Origin of the sequence: Methylocystis rosea (genome assembly GCF_003855495.1) — a bacterium.
Classification (GTDB): Bacteria; Pseudomonadota; Alphaproteobacteria; order Rhizobiales; family Beijerinckiaceae; genus Methylocystis; species Methylocystis rosea_A.
The window spans coordinates 2774409-2798181 of record NZ_CP034086.1 but is presented as its reverse complement, the minus strand read 5'-3'; the positions used below and the strand labels follow the sequence as shown (position 1 = coordinate 2798181).

Sequence of the window (23773 nt, the reverse complement as noted above, 5' to 3'; positions counted from 1 at the left end):
GCCGTTAGGCGCCTCGCGCCTAAGCATTCGGCGCCGCAAAATGCCGCCTGCTGCCGTTGGTCAGCGCCAAACGCCCGCATTCCTCAGGAAAAGCCACGCCGGCGCCTCTGGCCCGAAATGTGCAATCACCTCATCGGTCAACGACGACCGCCGGTCCGCCGGAACGAGCCCAAAGCTGGGCTCCGTCACAGAAGCGATTTCGCAATTCGCGGCGCGCTTCGGTCGTCTTGCCCGTTCTCATCACCTGTAAGGCAAAGCGACCTGTGACCGGACCGTTCGGCCGTTCAGCAGAGTCGACACATGACTGGATTGCAGGATTGTAAAAGTCGCGAGAAGCTTGTCGTCGTCGGCGCGGGCATGGCGGCCACGCGTTTCGTCGAGGAGCTGACGAACCGGGCGCCGGGTCGATACGACATTCTCGTGATCGGAGACGAACCGCGGCTTGCCTATAATCGCGTGCTGCTGTCTTCGGTGCTGGCCGGGGAATTGTCGGTCGACGACATCGAGCTCAAGCCCCGGCAATGGTGGCGCGCTGCTGGCGTCGAGGTCCTGAGCGGCCGCAAGGTCATCAAGATCGACGCCGCGGCGCGGCGCCTCCTTCTCGATAATGGCGAGAGCGTCGACTATTCGAAAGTCGCGCTCGCCACCGGGTCGCGCGCGGCAAGGCTGCCCATTGAAGGCGCTGATTTTCCGGGCGTTCACGTGTTTCGCGACGTAAGGGATGTCGAGGCGCTGTCCCGGCTGGAAGGCAAAGGCGCGCGCGCGCTCGTCATCGGCGGCGGTCTTCTCGGACTGGAGGCGGCCTATGGCCTTGCGCGACGCGGCGTCGACGTGACGCTCGCCCATGTCATGGATCGGCTGATGGAGCGCCAACTCGATGCGGTCGGCGCCGACATCTTGCGCTGCCTCGTCGAAGAGAAGGGCGTGCGTGTGCTTCTCAACGCTAACGCGACGCGCATCAACGGTTCGGGCCAAGTCGAGAATGTAGAGTTCGCCGACGGACAAACGATTCCAGCCGACGCCGTGATTTTCGCCGTCGGCATTCAGCCCAACGCCGACCTCGCGCGACAGGCCGCTCTTGACGTCGGGCGAGGCGTGAAAGTCGACGATGGCTTGGGGACAAGCGAAGCCGGCGTTTACGCCATCGGCGAATGCGCCGAACATCGCGGCGTCTGTTACGGCCTCGTCGAGCCAGCCTATGAGCAGGGACGCGTTCTCGCCATGCGGCTTGCCGGACAAGACGCCTCCTATGGCGGCAGCGTCGTCTCCACCAATCTGAAAGTCTCCGGCGTGCGCGTTTTCTCGGCCGGCGATTATCTCGGCGAAGGCGATGTGCGCCGCATCGTCTGCAAGGACCCGCGCATGGGCCTCTATCGCAAGCTTGTCGAGCGCGACGACAGGCTGGTGGGCGCGATCCTGGTGGGAGACACGCGCGGCGCCGCCGACATTCTCGATCTCATCCGCTCCGGCGCGGACATTTTATCTCACTGCGACGAATTGATGTTCGGCGCGCCGATGCAAGAGGCCGCCTGAGATGTCCGTCGATTTCACGCTCGACCAGAAGCGCTATCTTGAAGGCTTTGCGGCCGGTTTCTCGGCGCGCAGCGGACAAAAGGCGACGCCCGCACAAGCGCAGCCGATGGGGCCGGACGCCGCGCATTTCTCCGCGCAGGACCGCGTCACCGCCGCAGGCGGCAAGCTGACCGATCAGGAAAAATGGAAGCGCGAAGAGCATCCATTCGACGCCTGGCCGCGGCTTGCCGCTCAGGCGAAAGAGAACGCGCCGCCAAAGCCCGCAGACAATTTCCGCTGGCGCTATTACGGGCTCTTCTACGTCGCGCCGGCGCAGGATTCCTATATGTGCCGGCTGCGCATCCCCAATGGCGCGCTGACTCATTGGCAATTCGCGGGGCTTGCGGATCTCGCAGAAAAATTTGGCGGCGGCTATCTGCATGTGACGACGCGCGCCAATATCCAGATCCGCGAAATCGCGCCGAAAAACGCCACGAATATTTTGGAGGCGGTTCAGGATCTGGGACTCTGGAGCAAGGGCTCCGGCGCGGACAATATCCGCAACATCACCGGCACGCCGACCGCCGGCGTCGATCCGCAGGAACTGATCGACACGCGCCCCTATGCGCGCGCCATGCATCATCACATCCTCAACGATCGCTCGCTATATGGCTTGCCGCGCAAGTTCAACATCGCCTTTGACGGCGCCGGACTGATCGGCGCGCTGGAAGACACCAACGACATCGGCTTTCAGGCCGTTGTCGTGCACGACGAGCATGGCGTCGCGCCGGGCGTTTATTTCCGTCTCGCGCTCGGCGGAATCACCGGGCACAAGGATTTCGCCCGCGACACGGGCGTGATCGTTTCGCCGGACGAGGCGGTGGAGGTCGCTGACAAGATACTGCGAGTCTTCATCGAACATGGCGACCGCACCAATCGCGCCAAGGCGCGGCTCAAATATGTGCTCGACGCCTGGGGCTTCGACAAATTTCTTGCCGCCGTCGAAGACAAGCTCGGCCGCAAGCTGCTTCGCATAGGCGCTGCGGCGATCGCCATTCGCCCGCGTCAGGATCGCGCCGCGCATATCGGCGTGCATCCGCAAAAGCAGGCGGGCTTCAATTGGATCGGCGTTGCTCTGCCGGTCGGACGTTTTACCCCCGAGCAGGCGCGCAGTCTCGCCGAGATCGCGCGCCAATTCGGCGATGGCGGACTGCGTCTCACCGTGTGGCAGAATGTGCTGATCACGGGCGTTAGCGACGCACAGATTGCCGAAGCTGTCGCGATGATCGAGGCGCTGGGTCTTTCGACGCAAGCCTCGCCGATTCGCGCGGGGCTCATCGCCTGCACAGGTAATTCCGGCTGCCGTTTCGCCGCCGCGGACACCAAGCGGCATGCGGAAGAAATCGCGGCCTATTGCGAGACGACGGCGCCGATCGACACGCCGATCAACATACATCTCACTGGCTGCCATCACTCATGCGCGCAGCATTACATCGGCGACATCGGACTGATCGGCGCGCGCGTGCCGGTGAATGACGAGGGCGACACGGCCGAGGGCTATCACATTCTCGTCGGCGGCGGCTTTGCGGAAGACGCGCGCATTGCCTCGGAACTCTTTCAAAATGTGAAGGCGGAAGAGGCGCCCCAAATGGTGGCGAAAATTCTGAGCGCCTATCGAAAAAGCCGGGCGAACGCGGACGAAACCTTTGTCGGCTTCGCGCGCCGTCACGACATCGACGGGCTGCGTCGTCTCATCAACGAGGAGAGCATGGCGTGACTCATCAGTCCTCTCCGCCGTTTCTCATTCCGCCGAATGCGCCTTTCACGCCGGAGCAGCGCGCTTGGCTCAGCGGTTTCTTTGCCGGCTTCGCCGCGCCCGATGACAGCTCGATCACGCCGCTCTCGCCGGAAGCCAACGCCGCCGTCATGGCCGGCGCCGATAGCGACGATGGCGCGGCGCCGTGGCATGATCAGACGCTGGCGCTCGAATCGCGCATGCAGCTTGCCCAAGGCCGTCCGCTGCGTCGCCGCCTGATGGCGGCCATGGCGCAGCAAGACTGCGGCCAGTGCGGCTACATTTGCGAGACTTATGCGGACGCGCTGGCTACTAAGAAGGAAGCGCGCCTCAATCTCTGCGCGCCCGGCGGCAAGGATACGGCGCGCATGGTGAAGGCGCTTGCGGCGGAGCTGGATCAGCCGTCGCCGTCGCCGACCGCTGTCGCCCAGATTGAACCCACGATCGCTTCGGCGCCCGGCTGCTCGCGCGACAATCCGGCGCGCGCGACGTTCGCTTCTCGCCGTCGGCTGAACAAGGAAGGCTCTGAGAAAGACACCTGGTATATCGAGTTCGATCTCGGCGCCAGCGAACTCAGCTACAAGGTCGGCGACAGTTTCGGCGTGTTTCCCGAAAATGATCTCGGCCTCGTCGATCAGATCATCGCCATGCTCGGCGCCTCGCATGTAACGCCGGTGTGCGACAAAACTCTTCGCGACGCCTTGCTCAGTGACGTTTCGCTGTCTCCGGCGCCTGATGCGCTTTTCGAGTTGATCTCCTTCATTACCGGCGGTGCGCAGCGCGAGAAGGCGCGTTTGCTGGCGCAAGGCAAAGATCCTGACGGCGACGCGGCAACGCTCGACGTGCTCTCCGTGCTGCAGAAATTTCCAGGCGCGCGGCCACATCCGGAAGCCTTTGTCGAAGCGTTGGAGCCGCTGCAGCCGCGCCTCTATTCCATCTCCTCCTCGCCCAAGGCGACGCCGGGACGCCTGTCGTTGACGGTCGATGCTGTTCGCTACGTCGTCGGCAAGCGCAAGCGTCTTGGCGTCGCCTCAACCTTTCTGGCCGAGCGCATCGCGCCAGGCGACAGCCTTCGGGTCTATGTGCAGCCTGCGCATGGCTTCGCGCTGCCAGACGATTTCGCGACGCCGATCATCATGATCGGACCTGGCACCGGCGTTGCGCCGTTTCGCGCCTTTCTGCAGGAGCGCGCGGCGACTCGCGCGCCCGGCAGGAACTGGCTCTTTTTTGGACACCAGCGCTCGGCCTGCGATTTCTTCTACGCCGACGAATTCGAAACGATGAAGGCGACCGGTCTGCTCACACGCCTGTCGCTCGCCTGGTCGCGCGATGGCGCGGAAAAATTCTATGTGCAGGACCGCATGCGCCAGTCAGGCCGTGAATTATGGGCGTGGCTGGCGGAAGGCGCGCATTTTTACGTCTGCGGCGATGCGCAGCGCATGGCCAAGGATGTCGAACGCGCGCTTGTCGACGTCGTCGCGGAATTCGGCGCCCGCAACGCGGATGAAGCGGTCGCCTTTGTCGCCCAACTCAAGAAGAGCGGGCGCTATCAACAGGACGTCTATTGAGGCCGCTCATGCTCGATGAAGTCCTGGCGCCCGCGCGGCTTGAAAATCCGCACAACAGCCTAGTGCCTGATCAAGCGACGACGACGCGCTCGACCTGCCCCTATTGCGGCGTCGGTTGCGGCGTGCTCGCGTCGGCAAATAGCGCCGACGTGATTGGCGATCCGGCTCATCCCGCAAATTTTGGTAGGCTCTGCTCAAAGGGCTCAGCGCTCGGCGAAACGCTGGGGCTCGAGGGGCGCCTTCTCCATCCGATGCGCCGACAGGCCGACGGCGCCTTCGCGCGCGTGAGCTGGGGTGCCGCGCTGGACCAAGCCGCGGACGGATTTCGTCGCATCATCGATGAGCACGGTCCCGACGCCGTCGCGGTCTATCTCTCCGGTCAGCTGCTGACCGAGGACTATTATGTCGCCAACAAGCTGATGAAGGGCTTCATCGGCTCGGCCAACGTCGACACTAATTCGCGCCTATGCATGGCCTCCACGGTCGCGGGCCACAAGCGCGCCTTCGGCGCCGATGTCGTTCCGGGCTGTTATGAAGATCTGGACGAAGCCGACCTCATTGTGCTTGCCGGCTCGAACGCCGCCTGGTGTCACCCTGTTCTTTTCCAGCGCATCATGCGCAACAAGGAAGAGCGCGGCGCCAAGCTCGTCGTCATCGACACGCGCCGCACCCCGACAGCGGAGAGCGCCGACCTTTTTCTGCAGATTGCGCCGGGCGCGGATCAGGCGCTGTTTTGCGGCCTGCTTGTCTATCTCGCGAAGCTCGGCGCCTTCGACGATGATTACGTCCGCCGTCATACGACGGGGCTGGAGTGCGCCCTAAAGGCGGCGCGGAACATCGCGTCGTCGATTGAAGCGACTGCAGCGTCCACCGGACTGCGCGAGGTCGACATTGCGTCCTTCTTCGAATTATTCGCGCAAACGCCGCGCACGGTCACCGCATTCTCGCAGGGCGTCAATCAGTCGGCGCAGGGAACCGACAAGGTCAACGCCATCATTAATTGTCACCTCGCGACGGGCCGAGTCGGCAAACCTGGCGCGTCGCCCTTCTCCCTGACCGGCCAGCCCAACGCCATGGGCGGACGCGAAGTCGGCGGACTCGCGAACAGCCTCGCCGCCCATATGGGCTTTGACGCGGACAGCATCGACCGCGTTCGTCGATTCTGGAATGCGCCGCGCATGGCGACGCGCCAGGGGCTGAAGGCGGTGCAGATGTTCGACGCCATCGCGCGCGGCGACATCAAGGCGCTGTGGGTTGTCGGCACCAATCCGGCGGCGTCGCTTCCAAACGCCAATGCCGCGCGCGCTGCTCTCAGCAAGCTCAAACTCTTCATCGTCTCCGACAATGTGGCGTCGAACGACACGATCAACAGCGGCGCGCATTTGCTTCTGCCGGCGCAGGCGTGGGGCGAAAAAAGCGGCACGGTGACAAATTCGGAGCGCCGCCTCTCGCGTCAGCGCGCTTTTCTACCCTCGCCGGGCGAAACGCGCGCCGATTGGGCGATTTTCGCCGATGTCGCGCGGCGCCTGGGTTTTGCAGGCTTCGACTACGGAGCGGTCGCGGAAGTCTTTCGCGAACACGCCGCGCTTTCGGCATTCGAGAATAACGGAACGCGCGCTTTCGACATTGGCGGTCTCGCGCGCTTTAGCGACGCCCAATATGACGCGCTCGAGCCGACGCAGTGGCCAGTCTGCGATGGTGACGGCAAGGGCTGCGCGCGCTTCTTCGCCGACGGCGGCTTCATCTCGCAGGGTGGACGAGCACAATTCGTTGCGCCGGCGAAGCCGACCTTGGCGACCACATTGACGCGGGACTTTCCGCTTCGGCTCAATACTGGCCGCATTCGCGATCAATGGCATACCATGACGCGCACTGGGGAGAGCCCACGCCTTGCGCGACATCTTCCCGAACCCTTCGTTGAAATCAATCCGTCGGACGCTGAACGCTTTGGATTAGAAGACGGCGGCTTCGCCCGCGTCGCGACGCCCTATGGAAGCTGCGTCTTGCGCGCGGTGGTGACGGAACGACAGCCCGCCGGGCATGCTTTCGCGCCGATTCACTGGACCGATGAAACCGCCGCGGATGCGCGCATTGGCGCGCTTGTCGCGCCTTGTGTCGACCCCTTCTCGGGACAGCCGGAATCGAAGGCGACGCCCGCCATCGTCACCCCTTTGCGCTTCGCGCGGAAGGGCTTTCTTCTCTCCCGCAGCTCGATCACGTTGCCCGAGGGCGTATGGTGGGCGCGCGTCGCCGTCGTCAATGGCTACGGCTATCGCGTCGCTGGCAATCTCACAGATGACGAGTGGACGGAGATCATCCACGCCGCTGCGGCGAGCGAAGACGTTATCCATTTGATCGATGAGACGAAGGACCAGTTTTCCGGCGCAACCTTCGTCGAGGACCGCGCAGCGCTCATCTGGGCTTTGTCTCCCGTTGCACAATCCTGGGACCTGGCGCTCGAACTCTTCGCCCGCGATCGTCTCGATCAGTCAGAGCGGCTGTCGCTGTTGTCCGGCCGCTCGGGCCGACAACGGACGGATGACGGTCCGCTCGTCTGTTCATGCTTTAGCGTCGGCCAAAAGCAAATCGAAGCCGCAATCCAGCAAGGCTGCCGCTCGGCGCTCGACGTCGGGAAGGCCACTCGCGCAGGCTCCAATTGCGGCTCCTGCCAACCGGAAATTCAACGTCTCATCAAGATTTCTCTCGCCGCCGAGTCTGCGATGGGTTTGGCGCGAGAGGACAAAACAAACATGAAAGAAGGAGCATCTGATGAAACTGTCGGATTTTAAAAAGGCCGGTCATTGGCCGACGTTGCTTGCAGCCTTCCTCTACTTTGATATCAGCTTCATGGCTTGGGTCTCACTCGGCCCGCTGATGATTTACATCACCAAAGGCATGCCGATTTCGGTCGAGGACAAACTCTCGCTCGTCGCGATTCCAGTTCTCGGCGGCGCCTTCTTTCGCGTTCCGCTCGGCCTCCTCGCCGACGCGATCGGCCCGAAGATGACGGGCATCCTCGCGCAGGCGATCGTGATGTTCGCGGTATCTCTGGTGTGCGTCTTTGGCCTGAGCAGTTCGATCGCCATCGCGCTTTTCGGTCTGTCTCTCGGGCTCGCCGGAGCCTCTTTCGCCGTCGCCTTGCCGCAGGCGGGCCGCTGGTATCCGCCGCAATATCAGGGCCTGGTGATGGGCATCGCCGGCGCCGGCAATATGGGGGTCGTGCTCGACACGCTCTTTGCGCCTTCGATCGCCGAGGCTTACGGTTGGCAGACCGTCTATGGCGTATTGCTCGCGCTGATGGTCCTGGTGCTGCTCATTTATTCGCTGGCCGCCAAGGACGCGCCCGGCGGAAAAACGACGATTGCTCTTGCCGACTACGGCAGCATGCTCGCAGACTCCGACAGCCGCTGGTTCATGTTTTTCTACTTCATTACGTTCGGCGGCTTCGTTGGTCTTGCTTCGGCGCTTCCGCTCTATTTCACGACGCAGTATCACGCCACGGGAGTCGCCGCGGGCCTCATGGTCGCGCTGATCGTCGCTTTCGGTTCGGGTTTCAGGCCCGTCGGCGGCTATATCGCGGACCGCATCGGCGGGGTGAAGACGTTGTGCTTCCTCTTCGTTCTCGTCTCCGCCTGCTATTTCGCCGTCGCCTTTCTGCCGGCGGGACCGGCCCCGGCGAAAGGCGTCGCGGGATGGGGTCTGATGCAGCTGCCGCCCGTCGCCTTTGCAGCGGTGGCGCTGTTCTCTGTCGGCGTGCTATCGCTCGGCATGGGCAATGGCGCGGTGTTTCAGTTGCTGCCGCAGCGGTTCCGCCGGGAGATCGGCGCGATGACGGGCCTCGTCGGCGCCGCGGGCGGGTTTGGCGGTTTTTTTCTCGCCAAGACGCTCGCCTACTCCAAAGGCGCGACGGGCGGCTTCACCGCCGGGTTCGTCTTCTTCGGTTTCCTTGCGCTGCTCGGCCTCGTCGGTCTGATCTTCGTGAAGACGCGCTGGCGGACCACCTGGGGCGCCGTTTCGGGCGCGCGAATCTGAGCTGAGGAACAGCCGTGTCGGTCCGCGTCGTTCATGATCTTCGAATCGAAGCGGGCTTTGCGACGCAAAAAGGCCGACGGCCCGACAATCAGGACTATGTCGCATTTTGCCTGGGTTCAGGCGGCGCCGGCGCCTTGCAGGGCGTCGTCGCCGCCGTCGCCGATGGCGTCGGCGGCCACAAGGGCGGACGCGCGGCGGCTGAGACCGCTGTGCGCGCCTTCATCGACGGCTACTATGCGCAGCCGGAGACTTTGGGCGTCAGTCGCGCCGCCGCCCGTTCACTTGAAGCGGCCAACAGTTGGATCGCGGCTCAGTCGAGAGTCGATCCTTCGTTGGAAGGCATGGCGACGACGTTCAGCGCGCTGATCCTGTCGCGCCGAAACGCCTTTATCCTTCACGTCGGCGATACGCGCGTCTACCGACTCGCCGGCGCCAGCCTCGAACGACTGACGAAAGATCACACTATCGGTCGCGGCGATTTCGCCCATGCGCTCCTTCGCGCTGTCGGCTTCGACGATGCGCTCTTGTTTGACCAAGGAATGCATAGTCTCAATGTCCATGATCGATTTCTGCTGTGTTCGGACGGCGTACATGGCGTGTTGCCAGACGAAAAGCTGCGTGCGCTGCTCGCCGAAAGGGGCGGGCCGCAGGAAACGTCGGAGAGGATCGTTCAGACGGCGCTCGAGGCGGGCAGCCACGACAATGTCACTGCGCTTGTCGTTGACGTCGTCGATGTGCCGCCGGCCGACGAACGCGCCTTGTCGCGCGCCTTTGCAGCTTTGCCGATTCGCGAGTTGCCGGCGATCGGAGATTTTGTCGACCAGTTTCGAATTGACAACCTTCTTTCTGAAGGGCGCTACAGTCGGCTGATGCGGGCGACGGATACGCAGAACGGAAAAGCGGTCGTTTTGAAATTTCCGCATCCGCGCGTCGCCGATGACGCCGCCTACCGTCTCGCCTTCGTCAATGAAGCCTGGGTTGCGGCGCGGGTGAGAAGTCCGTTCATCGGCGAAGTCGTCGAACTGCTCCTGGGCAGACAAAGCCGACTGTATTCGGTGATGCCATATTACGATGGCGAGACGCTGGAGGGGCGCCTGCGGCGCGAACCGCGCATCGATCTTGCCGAAGGCGTTTCGATCGCGACGCGTTTGTCGCGCGCGATCGCGACCCTCCACCGCTGCGGCGTCATCCACCGCGACATCAAACCGGACAACGTCATTTTGCTCAAGGATGGCGGGCTGCGGCTCGTCGATCTCGGCGTTTGCCGCGCGCCGAACCTCGAGAATTTGCCGGAAGCGCATGCGCCCGGCACGCCGAGCTATATGGCGCCCGAGCTTTTCGACGGCGCCGCCGGCGACGAAGCGTCGGATCTTTATGCTTTCGGGGTCACCGTCTACCGTATGTTCGGCCGTTGTTACCCCTACGGCGAGATCGAGCCGTTCAGCAGACCGCGATTCACAAAGCCGCTTCCGCTTTCCCTCAAGCGAGCCGACCTCCCGGCCTGGCTTGACGCCGCCATCGTCAAAGCGATCGCCGTCGCGCGCGAAGATCGTTTCGGCGATGTGCTGGAGTTCGCCTTCGAGCTTGAAAACGGCGCGGCGCGGGGGCAACCGTTGACGTTGCGCAAAAAGCCTCTCTACGAACGCAATCCCCTCATCTTCTGGCAAACGCTCTGTTTGCTGCTGGCGCTCTTCCTGGCGGTCGCGCTTTTCCATCGCTAGCAGCGGCGTAGGGAATTTCCTTGAGCCAAGCGATTTCCGGCGTTCAGGGCTTGTGCGTTTGCGCACAGCCCCATCGCGCGTCTCTCCTTAACTTCTGATCAACGCAGAAAGGAGAACGTCATGGGACCGATGATCACGACAGGAATTTTCGGAATCGTCGCCATCGCACTGGCCGCCGAAGCGCTCAACATCGCCATGGCGCTTGGCGAATTCAGCCACGTCGCCGCCTATAACGCGGGCCTCTTCTAACGCTTTGCAGACGCACCGCGGCGGCGTCTCTAAGCTGACGCTCGGAACGCAGTGGTCATCGATCGCGGCCGAGCGTGGGGAAGAAACCTTTGCCGACATGGCGGGCGGCGACGTCGCCTAGAATATCGCGCCACATGCGGTAGGGATCGTTGAAAACGCCTTCTCCGAGATCCCTATCGGCGAGAGCCGCCGCCAAACATGCCATGGCTTGAGGCAAATCATGCGCATTCTCCAGATAGAGCAGCCGCGTTCCGACCGACTCTTCGCCCATCAACGACATGGCGGCTGCGATTTCAATATTGTCGCGGCGTCCAAATGCCACGCCGCAAACGCAGACGAGACAGGTCTCCCAAACGGCAGGGTCGGTCTCGTCGATGAAGCCGTGCAAGCCTCTGACGATTGAGGCGTAGACCGCTTCTCCCACCGCGGTGATGATCTTTTCAAGTTCGACCTGAACCTTTTCGAGAGCTTCCGGGAGCTCCGCCGGCGTCGCCATCTGACCCGCGGCCCAGTTGACTGAGAGCTGAAGCAGCTGACCGAGAACGATTTGCGCGGGGGACACGAGTTCGGCGGGCAGTTCACGCGACAGACGCGACACGGCGTCCTCCAGCGCCTTATTCAGGCGAACAGCCGCAAGCCGTGCGGATTCGAGGTCCTTCCCGCGCACCAGGCGCGCCCAGGTTCCCTGGACGCCGATGACAGCATGCATCAGCGACTTGGTCTGCGAAAGCCACGGCGTTGGCGGATAGGATTTTACGACCGCTCCATGCTCGATGCGCCAGATTTCGCCGGTCCCGATCAATGTAATCGCGGAGACCGGCGTTGATGCGAACACCTCGTCGCGATTTGCGCCATAGAGCATTCGGAAGGTGGCGTTAATTTCGCTGAAAGGATCGCTCTGCATAGATTTCAGTCTCCCAATATCCGACATCGATCAACAAGACAGCGCTCATCGCATCGCGCGCCGCAATCTCAGCGTCCAACCACTTCGCGGGGCCATGTAACATGGCGCCAACGGCAGTCCAAAAATTATCGAGGAAACGCCCAATGGCGCGGCGATTGCGACGTCGTCATTTCCAGAACGGGCGGGTCTGCTCGAGATCTCTCCAGAGCGCCTTGGCGCCGGTCCAGCCCAATTCGGCGCGCGCCTGACTCGCCCCGATCATCCAGCCGATGGCGCGCTGTATCGAGGGAGCGTCGGCGCCGGGAACATCCGTTCCCGTGAACATGGCTTTCATCGTCGCGGCGTCGTTGAGATCGCCAAACACGGTCTGCAGCTTCTTAAGACGCTTCAAGAAAGGATCGATTCGTTTCGCCGGAAATAAGGAGCAAAAGAACTCGACGGCATAGCGCAGCTTTTTGAGCTCCTTGCGCAACTCGTGGCGCTGCTCCACTGTCAGCGTCTCAAGTCCCTGGGCATGCTTAGCGGTCTTCTTCCAGCGTTTGTTGAGAGACGCGCGCGCGAGCGTTGTAATCGGCGCCGCCAGCCGCTCGGTCTGGACAAAATCCTGAGGCACAAGCCAACCACGCGTCTCCACGAATCGCGCATGATCGATGAGGAACGCCTGCACGCGCGCGCCGACAAGAAGCTTGCGCAGCTGCTCACGCCGTTCTTTCGCCTGCCGCGAGACCACATCGGCGAGCGCCGAAAGTCCGGGCTCGTCGGGATGAGTTGCGGCTTCGCGCCGCGCCATGTCGTTCGCCACCACATCGAGATCCCTCAGGCTCCCGACTTCCTGTCCGAGCCAGCGCGCCTCGGCGTCAAGCCGCTTCATCTCGGGGCTTCGCAGCACGGGGGCATAGACCGAAAATGCGCTGCGCAACCGCCGCAGACCAACCCGCAGCTGGTGAGGCCCCTCGTCGTCGTCCAGCTGGCGAACGACGAGCACATTCGTGGCGATCTGATCGAGGCATTCGCGCAAGACGTCACGGGCCGCTTGCTCGGCGGTTTGCGCCGGGTCAAGCGCAAGGTTCTGCGCATTGCGGGGCGCAAGCGGCGAATCGATCCGTCCCTCCTGGGCTAACAAAAAACCGCGCGCGGCCTTGGAAAGACGGGAGAACTGCAACCCGCCATCGGGAACCAGGATGAGCGCAATGTCGAACAGTCCGCTCGCGTTGCCGGCGAGGAGTTCGATTTCCAACTCGGAGAGTTCAGCAGAGCGTTCGCCGGCCCGAACTTCGCCAATGTCGAGCGCGAGCTCCGCGCGCGTGCCGTCGGCAAGCATCAACTCGCTCGTCCTGCGCGTGATCACGGTCTCGCAAACGGGCTGAAGCGGAGCGCCGTTGACGCGGTCAAGGATCTCCTCACGAATCGATGAATCCGAAATTGCATCGAGACACAGCCGTCCGCCAGGCGCCGGGTTTTCTAGCTCGCCGACCTGCGATAGGCCGCCATGCAACGTCGCCCTGGTTTTTACGCCCTGAATCCACCGCCGCCCATCGCGCCTGAGCCTCAGCGCAATTCCCGCCTTGTTCAGTGCATGCTCGGGCGTATCGAGATAAATGCTTCTGAGCGTTCTCGTTACAGGGGCGCCGTGAGCCAGCTTCGACGCCTTCAGGCGCGCCCAAATCTCACTCGACATCTCCTTGTCCAGCAAGAGTTTTAGCTCGATCTCGCTCATGTGACGAATATATCATTTTGTAGCGCGCGTAGCGCTCGGTCGGCGCTGCCTCGGCGGGGTCGGTCCGGAGCGACTATGGCTGTGTTTGGTCGGACCCTTTTCTCTGCTTCTTTTTCTTCAGCACGATCGTCAGCTTATCGCCCCTTTTTGACACCTCTACAGATTTCAACTGGCTCTCTCCAAGAGAGATGCCGCCGCCGACAGCCTCAATCCACTGCTGCAAAATTTCCGCTTCGGTTTTCTCGGGATCTGTCATGCCATCCTCTTGAACCGGACGATTGATCACACACCCAACTTATTCGCCTTACGAAGCAGAATGGCAACGTCATAAATGGCGAGAACCGCAGCTTGGTCCTCTTGTTGTCGGGTGACCGCAATAAAAGCGCCTGCCGTCAAATCTCGTATTGTCGCCTCGGGACAATCTTCACATAGTTGAGCGACCAGCTTCTCGCCGCGAAACCCTTCGGTGGCGCGGCGAACAAACCGCGCCGCAATTGAACGGCGTTCAGCGCTAAACATTCGTCGCAGGACCAAGTTTGTCGAAATACCCTTCCCTTGTCACCGAAACATTGGTGACAACGTCGGGTTGAACGGAGTTCCTGGATAGCATGTAGGCTCCACCTATAAATACGCGAGCGTTCCGGCAAGCGTCGCCTGACGCCCAGGTTTTGAGCCGTTTGAGCAGGAGACGCCCTCCACGACCAAGAGGATTTTTCAGCTTTGGTTGGTAGCAACGCGCCTATTCGTAACGCTCTCTCAGCGCAGCAAATAACCCCGCCGACTCGGCGCCGGCGGGGACGAAAATGTCCGGGTTTTGAAAGCCGCATCCCTATGGCCTGTCGGTTACGCTCTCGTGACAGGCGAGTTCCACCGTTCGCCAACTGGCGCGCCGCGGGATCAATTGCCGCCGTGCGAGTCGGGCGCCGCCAGCGGCGCGCGCGAGGTCGTCCCTTTTTGAATTGGCCTTAGTTTGGCGCCTGCCAATTCGCGATCCGATCGCGACCTGCGGCTTTGGCGGCGTGCAACGCCTGGTCGGCGCGCTCGATCGATTGCTCGACGGGAACGGATGGGTCGAGGAGCGTAAGCCCGAAGGAAGCCGTTACCGTGAGCGGCAAATAGCCTTCGACGAAGAATTCCCTGTCCGACAAGCCCTTTCGCAACTGCTCTGCGATCGCGCGACCCTGATCCAGGTCCGCATCCGCGGCGCAGTAGAGGAACTTTTCGCCTCCAAAGCGAAAAAACTCATCATGGGGCCGCAAGTGGGACATCACGAATTCTGCGTATTGCACGAGAAATTCATCGCCGAGCGTGTGGCCGTATGTGTCGTTCACCTCCCTGAAGTGATCCAGGTCCATCATCGCGAGACATGTGGGTCTCGGCGCGAGAGCCTGCCGCTCGCTCAACGCCGTCAACATCGCGATATGGTTCCCCGCGCCTGTCAACGGATCACGATTACGAAGCGCATCCTCGAGTTCGTGCTTGATGGTCACTAATTGGGCGCGAACCTGCTTCAGGGCCGACAGGAATAATTCATAGTCGTCGAGAGGAATCGACCGGTGCTCCGACGCGGTTCGCAGCATGATTGCCGCGTGCCGGTGCATAAGCTCATGCGCGAGCAAAATCTGGGAAAAACTTGGGTGCGAACCCAGACGACCGGCGCCAGCGCCATGCAGCCATTGTCCGAGCGGCCACCTGTGGTTCGCATCTTCTCGGAAGTCCCGCTCGTCGGGAACCTGATCGCAAATGATCGTTCTGTTGAAATTCTCGTACCAGAGTTCGTGCTGAAACAGCGCCTGCCGGAGCTCATTCAGGGTCGTCCGCTTTTGTTCGCGGCTCAATTTCGAAAAGGGCATGGGGCACCGAAGTTTTCAGCGTTTCTTGCGCCATTTGTTCCGAGACAGAATATTGCATTTCAGTGTCACATTCTTGAGAAGTGACCTGTCGCTTTCGCGGCTTTGCAACGAGCGGGGAGGCGAATTGATTCGGCGGCTCTGACGAGAGAACGTAGACAGCGGTCTCCAGCGCCTGTTCAGGCGAACAGCCGCAGGCCGCGCGGGCGTGGCCATCAGCGTCCAAACAAGCCGCGCATCGCGGCAAACAATCCCTTCGACCGCTCCTGAGCCGGCGGCGCCTGCGCGAGGCTTTCGGCTTCGAGCCGGGCGGCGTCGAGTTCGACGCCGGCGCGCGCGACGAGCGCGGCGAGAGTCGGCGCTTCGTGCGGCGGCGCCCAGCCGCCAGCCCGCCGTAAGTCAAGATAGGCGTCGAGCATGTCGGCGGCGTCCATCGCGCCAGCTTCCGTGAAATGCGCGCGCGCCCGCTCGACCGCGGCGGCGTCGACGATGAGTCGCGCCGCCTTCGCCGCTTCACGCCGGACGCCGTCGTCGATCGCCAAAGCGACCCGCGCCTCGCGTAACGCGGCCACATCCGGCTCCTTCAAGAGCGCGCGCATCAGCCGCGCTTCTTGCGTGGCGTCAACCCCAGCCGGCGCCATGCCTTGGGCGCCGCAGGCGTCGAGATAGCGGGCAAGCAGAGAAGGCGCGCTGCGCGCTGGGGCGGCTTCGGCGGAAAGGCGGGCGGACTGCGCAAATTCGCCGCCCTCCGCAATCCCCGCCGAAAGCGCGGGATCGGCGCAAAAGGCGCCATAGCCGCCGAGTTGCTGCAAGCGCGCGCGGGCCGGCCCCGTCTCGCCGACGACGAGCGCTGCGAAGCTCGCTTGCGCCAAGGGCTCGAGCGCATCCCACAGGCCCGGCGGCTCAAAACGCGCAGCGACTTCCGCGCGCGCCAGAGCGCCGTTCAGCGAAGCGACAAACTTGTCGCGCCGGCCTTTCAGACCGGCGGCGCGTTCGGCCACGGCGCGGGCCGCCGCGCCGGTCCCGGCGCGCGCGGCGTCGGCGGCGCGGCGCATGAGATCGTCAAGAAGTCCCTCGTCGTCCGTCGCGCGGCGCGGCGCCAGTCCATCGCCTTCGACTCGAAAAAGCCGCGCGAAGGCGGGGCCGCCGGGATCGACCGGCGCGATGCCGAGATCGCCGGGCCCTGCCGCCGGGCAAACGAGGCCAACGTCATCGCCAAGGGCCGCGCCATAAAATTCAATGTCCGCGGTTTCGCCCATCCCGGGGGCGGCCTTCTCGCGACTGCGACGCAAGGCGATTCCGTCGACCTCCGCCTCTTCAGGATCGACAAGCAGCGCCAAAAGATTGCCGACGACGACCGGCTCCGCCGTTTCCGCCGCGTCGGGATGTTCATGCGGATCGCCCGTCGCCTGCCGCAGGTCGTCGAAGGTGAGCGGATCCACGGCGGGTTCTCCCGCCGATCGCTGCTCGAGCGTCCAGCCTTTCAGTCGCCGGCGCTGGTTCATCGCCAGCGCGACGCTGCATCGGCCGAGCAGCGTGGCACTCTCTTCGATCGAATCGGGAATTCGCAGGCGAAGAATAATGCGCGGGGCGCCGGGTTCGCGCAGCCAATGCTCCATGATGGCGAAGGGCGCCTCGCGCGCGTCGGCGGCCGCCGACGATTCGAACGGCGCCGCCTCCAGGACGAGTCGGCTCTGATAGGCCGGGAAGATGCGGCGCGCCGGGGCGAGGCGGATGACGACGGCGTTGTCGGCGCGTTCGACGACCCGGCGCTGGCCGATCGCCCATACCAATCGCGCGCCGGCCGCCGCGGTCTGCTCGCGCGACAGCCGTTCGACGTCGCCGCGCGCCGGAAACGCCGCCAGCCGAAAGGCGACGGGGTCGGCGCCGCCGGCGTCCGGCAGCAAGGTCAGGAGCAGACGCCAGTCGCCGCCCTGCGGCAGTTCGCGCTCCGTGGATAGCGCCAGGATGAGTTCGGCGCCGTCGGCGGCGGTCAGTCGGACGAATCGATGCTCAGGCGGCACATCAACGATAATGATGCGGGCGCGCCAGCGCGCGGCGCCGATGACGTCGACGAGCGTGGGCGCGTTCGTAAAGCGCTCGTCGCGCGCAGAGACGACCGTTAGTTCCGGCCGGACTGCGGCGCGTTCGGCGCCTTCGAACCAGCCGATGGCCAGCCGGCGCCGCCCATCCCAGTAATAGTCGAACTGCTCTCTCCACATTGACGGCCGCGCCCGAGCGTGAGGCATGGCGCCGTCGCCATGCGAAGCTGAAGTCGCCAGGAGCATATCCGCGCGCGCCGCAATCGCGCAATTCTGCGCCGTCGCGCTCGCCGCCGCGCCAAATTCTCGTGCAACACCATGACGTTGTTCCGCCACATAGTCCGCGTAAACGCCTTAAGCGCCGACCGCCGCCTTCGCAAATAAAGCTCACCTGCGCGGGCGTGAAGGCGCGATTTCAGGGCGGAGCGATAGATAAAAGCGGGGCTTTGATGAAATTATTGATCACCGGGGGCGCGGGGTTCATCGGCTCGGCCGTTGCGCGCGCCGTCATCGGCAAGAGCGTCGATCAGATTCTCGTTCTCGACAAGCTCACCTATGCGGGAAATCTCGCCTCGCTGCGGCCCATCGCCGACAGTCCGCGTTTCTCCTTCCTCCAAGCCGATATCTGCGACGCGGTGGCCGTCGCGCGCGCGTTCGAGGATTTTCAGCCCGACGTGGTCATGCATCTTGCCGCCGAAAGCCATGTCGATCGCTCGATCGACGGGCCGGCCGCCTTCGTTGAAACCAATGTCGTCGGCACTTTCGTGATGCTGCGGGCGGCGCTGGACTATTGGCGACGGCTCGATCGCGCCCGCGCGGGCGCCTTCCGCTTCCTGCATATCTCCACCGATGAGGTGTTCGGGGCCCTCGGCGCGGAAGGCCTCTTCTGCGAAGACACGCCCTATGCGCCGACGTCGCCCTATTCGGCGTCGAAGGCGGGGTCGGATCATCTTGTGCGCGCCTGGCGCCACACATATGGTCTTCCGACCATCGTCACCAATTGCTCCAATAATTACGGTCCCTATCATTTCCCGGAGAAGCTCATTCCGCTCACCATCATCAATGCGATCGAGGAGAAGCCGCTGCCGGTTTATGGCCGCGGCGAGAATGTGCGCGACTGGCTTTATGTCGAGGATCACGCCTCGGCGCTGATGCGCGTGGCGCGGGAAGGCGACGTCGGCGAGTCCTATAACGTCGGCGGCCGCAATGAATGGCGCAATATCGACGTGGTTGAAGCCATCTGCGAACTGATGGACGAATTTCGTCCGCGGCGCGCCGGATCGCATCGCGATCTCATCGCTTTTGTCGCCGACCGGCCGGGACATGATCTGCGCTACGCCATCGACGCCTCGAAGATCGAGCGCGATCTCGGATGGCGGCCGGCCGAGCGGTTTGAGACTGGTCTTCGCAAAACTGTTCGCTGGTATCTTGATAATTCGGAGTGGTGGCAAGCGATCCGTTCGGGCACATATCGCGGCGAGCGCCTCGGCGTGCTTACCGAGCAAGATGAAGAAGCCGTCGCCTGACGCGCGACAGGGGGGGCTGTTTGTTTGAAGATCTCGAGCTTTCGGGGCTGAAGCTCGTCACGCCTAGAAAATTTGGCGACGAGCGCGGCTTCTTTTGCGAAACGCATAATGAAAAGACCTGGGCGAACGCCGGATTGAATTTCGACTTCGTCCAGGACAATCACTCATTGTCCCGCGACGTCGGGACGGTGCGTGGTCTGCATTTCCAGACCGCGCCTTTCGCGCAGGACAAGCTCGTCCGCGTGATCAGCGGCCGCATACTCGACGTTGCGGTCGATCTTCGACAGTCTTCGCCGACGTTCGGGCGTCACGTCGTGGTCGAGCTTTCAAAAGAGAACTGGCGTCAGCTGTTCATTCCCATCGGTTTCGCGCATGGTTTCGTCACGCTCGAGCCCGATACGGAAGTCATCTACAAGGTGACGAATTTCTATTCGCCGCAGCATGATTGCGGCGTCGCCTGGGACGACCCTGACATTGGGATCCCGTGGCCGGCCGCCGCCGAAAGCGCCGTGCTGTCGGACAAGGATCGCAAATGGCCGCGGCTGCGGAATCTGACGGAAGTTTTCGCGTAGAGTGGGCAAGATGAAGCGCATCGCCGTCACGGGGCTCACCGGCCAGGTCGTCAGCTCGCTCATCGAGCGTGCGCCGAGAGGCGTCGAAATGCTGGCGCTCGGCCGCCCGCGCTTCGATCTCTCCTCCCGCGACATGGTTCTTGCGTCTTTGCGCAGCGTGCGCTGCGACGCCATCATCAACGCCGCCGCCTATACTCAGGTCGACAAGGCCGAGAGCGAGCCTGACGTGGCGATGCGCGTCAATGGCGCGGGCGCGGGCTTCGTCGCCGAAACCGCCGCTGAACTGAAGGTGCCGCTGCTGCATCTTTCGACCGACTATGTCTTCGACGGCGCGCTCGATCGTCCCTATCGCGAAGACGACGAACCCAGCCCGACCGGCGCCTACGGGCGCTCGAAGCTCGAAGGCGAAAGGCAGATCGCGGCGCGCTGCGAGAACTGCGTCATCTTGCGCACCGCCTGGGTTTACAGCCCTTTTGGAGCGAATTTCGTCAAGACGATGCTGCGTCTTGGCGAGACGCGCGACGAAATCGGCGTCGTCGCCGACCAGATCGGCAATCCGACAAGTGCGCTCGATATCGCCGACGCGCTGCTCGCCATCGCCGAAAGGCTGGTCGAGGATTCCGATCCGCGCCTGCGCGGCGTTTTCCACATGACCGGGCGGGGCGAAGCCAGCTGGGCGGACATGGCGGACGCGATCTTTTCCGCAGCGGAGACGAAAGGCCGTAAGCCCGTGCGCGTCAAGCGCATCGCCACCGCAGACTATCCGACGCCAGCCCGTCGCCCGGCGAATTCAAGGCTCGACAACGCCAAGCTTGAAGCCAGCTACGGCGTCGCGCTGCCGAAATGGCGCGACTCCGTCAACGCCTGCGTCGCCCGATTAATTCCAAACTGAATAGGATTCTCATGCGCGGCATCATTCTCGCCGGAGGAAGCGGCACAAGGCTGCATCCGATGACGCTCGTCACGTCGAAGCAATTGCTCCCCGTCTACGACAAGCCGATGATCTATTACCCGCTCAGCACGCTGATGCTCGCCGGCGTGCGTGAGATCCTGATCATCACCACGCCGGAGGATCTGCTTTCCTTCAAGCGGCTGCTCGGGAGCGGCGCGCAATGGGGCCTCTCGCTGTCTTATGCCGTGCAGCCGCGGCCGGAGGGGCTGGCGCAGGCCTATCTCATCGGCGGCGAATTCGTCGATGGCGAACCCTCGGTCCTCATCCTTGGCGACAATATCTTCTACGGCCATGGCCTACCGGAAGTGTTGAGCGAATCGTCGCGCAGCTCGGCGGCGGTGTTCGCCTATCATGTGCGCGATCCGGAGCGTTACGGCGTCGTCGAATTCGATTCCGCCGGCCGCGCGATCTCGATCGAGGAAAAGCCGACGCGCCCACGATCGAATTGGGCGGTGACCGGCCTTTATTTCTACGATGAACGCGCGCCGGAATTCGCGGCGCAACTGAAGCCTTCGCCGCGCGGCGAATTGGAGATCACCGATCTCAACCGCATCTATCTGGAGCTCGGCGAACTGCAGGTCGCCCGACTTGGCCGCGGATTCGCCTGGCTCGACACCGGCACGCCCGAGGCGCTGATCGAAGCCAGCGAATATGTGCGCGCCATCGAGCAGCGGCAGGGACAGCGCGTCGCCTGCCTCGAAGAGATCGCCTTCCGCTCCGGGTGGATCGACGCCGCGCAGGCGCGCGCCGCCTCCTCAAAACTCTCCAAAAGCGGTTATGGTCAATATATCTCGCAGGTGCTCGCGGAGATGGAGCGGGAGGTCTCGCCGGTCGCGTAGAGCGGCGAAGCCGCGGCGCGGCGCAGCTCAGCGGCAAGGGTTTTGGGATCGAATCGACGCGTCGCATCGGCCGGCGGCGCGGAGGGACGCTGACGAGGAACGATGGCGCCGACGAAAGGCTCCATTCTCGCGACAGTGTCCTCGATCAGATCCGCAAGCGATGCGGGATCGAGCCGCGCGGGCGAAACGATGTTGTCGAACCGGCGGCGCAAATCCTTCCCCGCGAAAGCGTTGGTGATTGTCGCGAGCCCGGCTTCCGCCATTTCGAGCGGCGGGTAGCTCGGGTGCGGAGAGATCATCAGCGAAACGCCGACAAGCGCGCGGCTGAGATGGTCGGCGTAGTCATCGAGCCGGGCCTTCCCGCCGACGGTGGCGTTCTGCACCGGATAGAGAAGCGAGTCAGGAAAATCCTCGCCGAGAAAAATGATGTTCCAGCGGCTCGCCCGGATCGGATCGCGCTGCTGCCAAATGACGAGCGCGGCGCAAATCAACTCAAAGGCGTTGCGCGCGACAGCTGGCCGCCCATACACCAGCATCGCCGGCTCTCGCGCGACATTCGTCAGCCGCTCGCCAATGCGTTCGTTGAGCTCGTAGGGAACATAATAGGCGTCACGGAACCGAAATTTCTGCGTCATGACCGAGAATAGCTCTTCGGAGTTGACGATCGCGATCGTCTGATCGCCGTGATGATAGGTCGCTTCGGCAAGACTGGACTTTGCGCCGCGGCCATAGAAGTTCGGCTCGTCGTCCTGAATGAGGTAAATGAACGGACGCTCGCCGCCGAAATAGCGGGCCCGCTCGCGCTCCATGGCCAGTGCGAATTCCGCGGTCCACCAAGCGGTCGCGAAAAAAAAGTCATTGGCGCGCAGGTTCAGCCTGCCGCCTTCCCGCTCGTTGGCGTCGACGAGCGCAGCCCTTTCGGCGTCGAGACTGGCCGCATAGGGAACCGGCGTATAGCCGGACAGCGTCGCATAGGCTTCGGGTTCGATATCCGCGTCGGTCACCACGATGCGCGCGTCGAAATCGTCGCCGAGCTCGGCGAGCAGCGCCGAGAAGAGTTTCATCGCGGTGGCGATACCGCCGAAGGTCTGCTTCGGATTGACCGTTGGGGTCAGAAGCGTCAGGCGCGGCCGATCATTGCGCGAGGGATAGGAGAGCAGAGGCCGCGTTTCGGCGATCGGGGTTGCATAGGGATGAAAATTGGAGTCGACGCATGCGAGCGCGGGTTGGAAGACCTTGAGCCGATGCTCCGCGAGGTCGTCGACGCTGTGCACGGGCAGCAGCGTATGGCCCATCGGATAGAGATCGCGCTGCGCGACCTTGAGCCATTCGAAACCGCGCGATTCAGCAATCATCAGCAGAGAACGTTCGATGGCGTGCGCAAGGGTGCCGTCAACCTGTCCGCTCTCTGGCGGGAAGTCAGCGAAGTCGATGTCGATGTCGAGCAGCGGGCGGATCGCAGCGGTCCTGCCCCAGAACATGGAGCCGGAGGGAAATTCGAGCGTGAGGTTCTTGTCGATCTCGATATTCATCCGCTTCAACAGATTGCGCGCGAGATCGTAGTCGTAGCCCCAATTCAAAATGCCGCGCAGTTCGAAAAGATGCTGCGGAAATACGACGCCGAGCCGAGGATCGTCGAAAAGCGAGAGAATCGAGCGCACGATACGCTCTGACCCGAGAAGATTGTCGATGAGATAGTCGCGCCAGCGCGCCAGCGCCTCGCCACCGTGGGGCGAGCGCTTGGTGTGAAGGTGAATGAACAGCTCGTAGTCCGCGTAGACGTCGCGAAATCCGAAGAATTTGGCCGCGATGTCGCGCCCGCGATTGGGGCATACGCGCGTCAAAACCTTGCCCTTGCGCCAGTCGGCGCAGACCTCGTCGACCGCTCGTTTCTTTTCCGCAGTGTCTGTCGAGACGCAAAGATCCAGCGCGCCGGGAACGTTATGCAGCTTTTCGAGGACAAGCGGCAGCACGTCCGGATAGAAGGCGTGGACGATGGCGACGATCGAATGCGCGCGCTTCGGGCCCTCGTCAAAGGCGAAAGGCGTCTCGAGCGCGAAGTCCATTTCATTGACCGGACGGCGGGAGGGAACGACCCCATCCGGCTTGGTCAATTCATAAGTGTAGTAATAGCTGATCGCCGCCTGACGCAGCGGGTCGTTGATCGGATTGCGTCGCCGGCCGAGCGGCGGATCATATTGCGCGGCGATCTGGCGCAATACGGCGCCGCAGGCGGCGCGCAACCCCTGTTCGCGCAGGAAGCGTGGACCGTCCCGCAAAAGATCGCGCGGCGCCAGAAACACGCCGACCGGCGAATCGATCAGCTTCGCCAGTTCGCGCATCGCCGCGCCGTAAAGCGCCACGGCGCCGCGTGTGCTCATGATAATGTAGCCGTTGCGCAGATGGCGGCGCGCCCATTGCAGCCTGGTTTCGGATTTCTTTTCCGTCATGCGGGCGCCTTCCAGTCGAGCTTGGGCAATTCGGGGCGGTGGAA

19 protein-coding genes are annotated in these 23773 nt (G+C 63.1%); 12 read left to right on the top strand and 7 right to left on the bottom strand.

The window, feature by feature from the left end; genetic code table 11:
• Nucleotides 1-300 precede the first annotated feature (300 nt).
• From EHO51_RS13505 to EHO51_RS21255, 7 genes are all read left to right on the top strand, one after another.
• Nucleotides 301-1533: an NAD(P)/FAD-dependent oxidoreductase gene (locus tag EHO51_RS13505; protein WP_124739321.1), complete on the top strand. Its 1233-nt coding sequence runs from the start codon at nt 301-303 to the stop codon at nt 1531-1533.
• 1 nt (nt 1534) lies between these two features.
• Nucleotides 1535-3289: a NirA family protein gene (locus EHO51_RS13500; RefSeq protein WP_124739320.1), complete on the top strand. Its 1755-nt coding sequence runs from the start codon at nt 1535-1537 to the stop codon at nt 3287-3289.
• Nucleotides 3286-4875: a sulfite reductase subunit alpha gene (locus tag EHO51_RS13495; protein WP_124739319.1), complete on the top strand. Its 1590-nt coding sequence runs from the start codon at nt 3286-3288 to the stop codon at nt 4873-4875. The genes EHO51_RS13500 and EHO51_RS13495 overlap by 4 nt, the downstream gene beginning before the upstream one ends.
• 8 nt (nt 4876-4883) lie before the next feature.
• Nucleotides 4884-7664 carry a nitrate reductase gene (locus EHO51_RS13490; RefSeq protein WP_124739318.1) on the top strand — a complete coding sequence of 927 codons (2781 nt, stop codon included), beginning with the start codon at nt 4884-4886 and terminating at the stop codon, nt 7662-7664.
• A complete protein-coding gene (locus EHO51_RS13485; RefSeq protein WP_124739317.1) occupies nt 7645-8907 on the top strand; it encodes an MFS transporter in 1263 nt (420 codons plus the stop codon). Before EHO51_RS13490 ends, EHO51_RS13485 begins: the two co-directional genes overlap by 20 nt.
• A gap of 14 nt (nt 8908-8921) precedes the next feature.
• On the top strand, nt 8922-10628 hold the full coding sequence (locus EHO51_RS13480; protein WP_124739316.1) for a bifunctional protein-serine/threonine kinase/phosphatase: 1707 nt from the start codon (nt 8922-8924) through the stop codon (nt 10626-10628).
• Nucleotides 10629-10748: 120 nt separating this feature from the next.
• Nucleotides 10749-10877, top strand: a complete 129-nt coding sequence (locus EHO51_RS21255; protein WP_281024484.1) for a hypothetical protein — start codon at nt 10749-10751, stop codon at nt 10875-10877.
• 55 nt (nt 10878-10932) lie between these two features.
• On the opposite strand, the gene EHO51_RS13475 is transcribed toward EHO51_RS21255, so the two are convergent.
• From EHO51_RS13475 to EHO51_RS13455, 5 genes are all read right to left on the bottom strand, one after another.
• On the bottom strand, nt 10933-11781 hold the full coding sequence (locus EHO51_RS13475) for a hypothetical protein (protein ID WP_245434601.1): 849 nt from the start codon (nt 11779-11781) through the stop codon (nt 10933-10935).
• Nucleotides 11782-11947: 166 nt separating this feature from the next.
• Nucleotides 11948-13498 carry a CHAD domain-containing protein gene (locus EHO51_RS13470; protein ID WP_124739314.1) on the bottom strand — a complete coding sequence of 517 codons (1551 nt, stop codon included), beginning with the start codon at nt 13496-13498 and terminating at the stop codon, nt 11948-11950.
• Nucleotides 13499-13571: 73 nt separating this feature from the next.
• Entirely contained in the window at nt 13572-13754 is a 183-nt protein-coding gene (locus tag EHO51_RS13465) for a hypothetical protein (protein ID WP_124739313.1), read from the bottom strand.
• Between the two features lie 26 nt (nt 13755-13780).
• Nucleotides 13781-14017 (bottom strand): hypothetical protein, encoded by a 237-nt coding sequence (locus EHO51_RS13460; RefSeq protein ID WP_018406186.1) that lies wholly within the window; start codon nt 14015-14017, stop codon nt 13781-13783.
• A 446-nt stretch (nt 14018-14463) separates the two neighbouring features.
• Nucleotides 14464-15078, bottom strand: a complete 615-nt coding sequence (locus tag EHO51_RS13455; protein WP_245434600.1) for a diguanylate cyclase — start codon at nt 15076-15078, stop codon at nt 14464-14466.
• Between the two features lie 9 nt (nt 15079-15087).
• Between EHO51_RS13455 and EHO51_RS21400 the strand changes: the two genes are divergently transcribed.
• On the top strand, nt 15088-15435 hold the full coding sequence (locus EHO51_RS21400; protein ID WP_245434599.1) for a hypothetical protein: 348 nt from the start codon (nt 15088-15090) through the stop codon (nt 15433-15435).
• A 128-nt stretch (nt 15436-15563) separates the two neighbouring features.
• On the opposite strand, the gene EHO51_RS13450 is transcribed toward EHO51_RS21400, so the two are convergent.
• Complete coding sequence (locus tag EHO51_RS13450) at nt 15564-17726, bottom strand: hypothetical protein (RefSeq protein ID WP_164479401.1); 2163 nt, start codon at nt 17724-17726, stop codon at nt 15564-15566.
• A 113-nt stretch (nt 17727-17839) separates the two neighbouring features.
• Between EHO51_RS13450 and rfbB the strand changes: the two genes are divergently transcribed.
• From rfbB to rfbA, 4 genes are read left to right on the top strand one after another with little or no spacing between them, the layout of a single operon-like run.
• The gene (gene rfbB, locus EHO51_RS13445) at nt 17840-18916 is read left to right on the top strand and encodes a dTDP-glucose 4,6-dehydratase (RefSeq protein WP_124739310.1); all 1077 of its coding nucleotides are present in this window, start codon (nt 17840-17842) and stop codon (nt 18914-18916) included.
• A gap of 20 nt (nt 18917-18936) precedes the next feature.
• Nucleotides 18937-19488: a dTDP-4-dehydrorhamnose 3,5-epimerase gene (gene rfbC / locus EHO51_RS13440; protein ID WP_124739309.1), complete on the top strand. Its 552-nt coding sequence runs from the start codon at nt 18937-18939 to the stop codon at nt 19486-19488.
• A gap of 10 nt (nt 19489-19498) precedes the next feature.
• Nucleotides 19499-20380 carry a dTDP-4-dehydrorhamnose reductase gene (rfbD, locus tag EHO51_RS13435; RefSeq protein WP_124739308.1) on the top strand — a complete coding sequence of 294 codons (882 nt, stop codon included), beginning with the start codon at nt 19499-19501 and terminating at the stop codon, nt 20378-20380.
• An 11-nt stretch (nt 20381-20391) separates the two neighbouring features.
• Nucleotides 20392-21279, top strand: a complete 888-nt coding sequence (gene rfbA / locus EHO51_RS13430; RefSeq protein ID WP_124739307.1) for a glucose-1-phosphate thymidylyltransferase RfbA — start codon at nt 20392-20394, stop codon at nt 21277-21279.
• Here the strand turns inward: rfbA and EHO51_RS13425 are convergent.
• Entirely contained in the window at nt 21222-23729 is a 2508-nt protein-coding gene (locus tag EHO51_RS13425) for a rhamnan synthesis F family protein (RefSeq protein WP_124739306.1), read from the bottom strand. The genes rfbA and EHO51_RS13425 overlap by 58 nt on opposite strands.
• Nucleotides 23730-23773 lie beyond the last annotated feature (44 nt).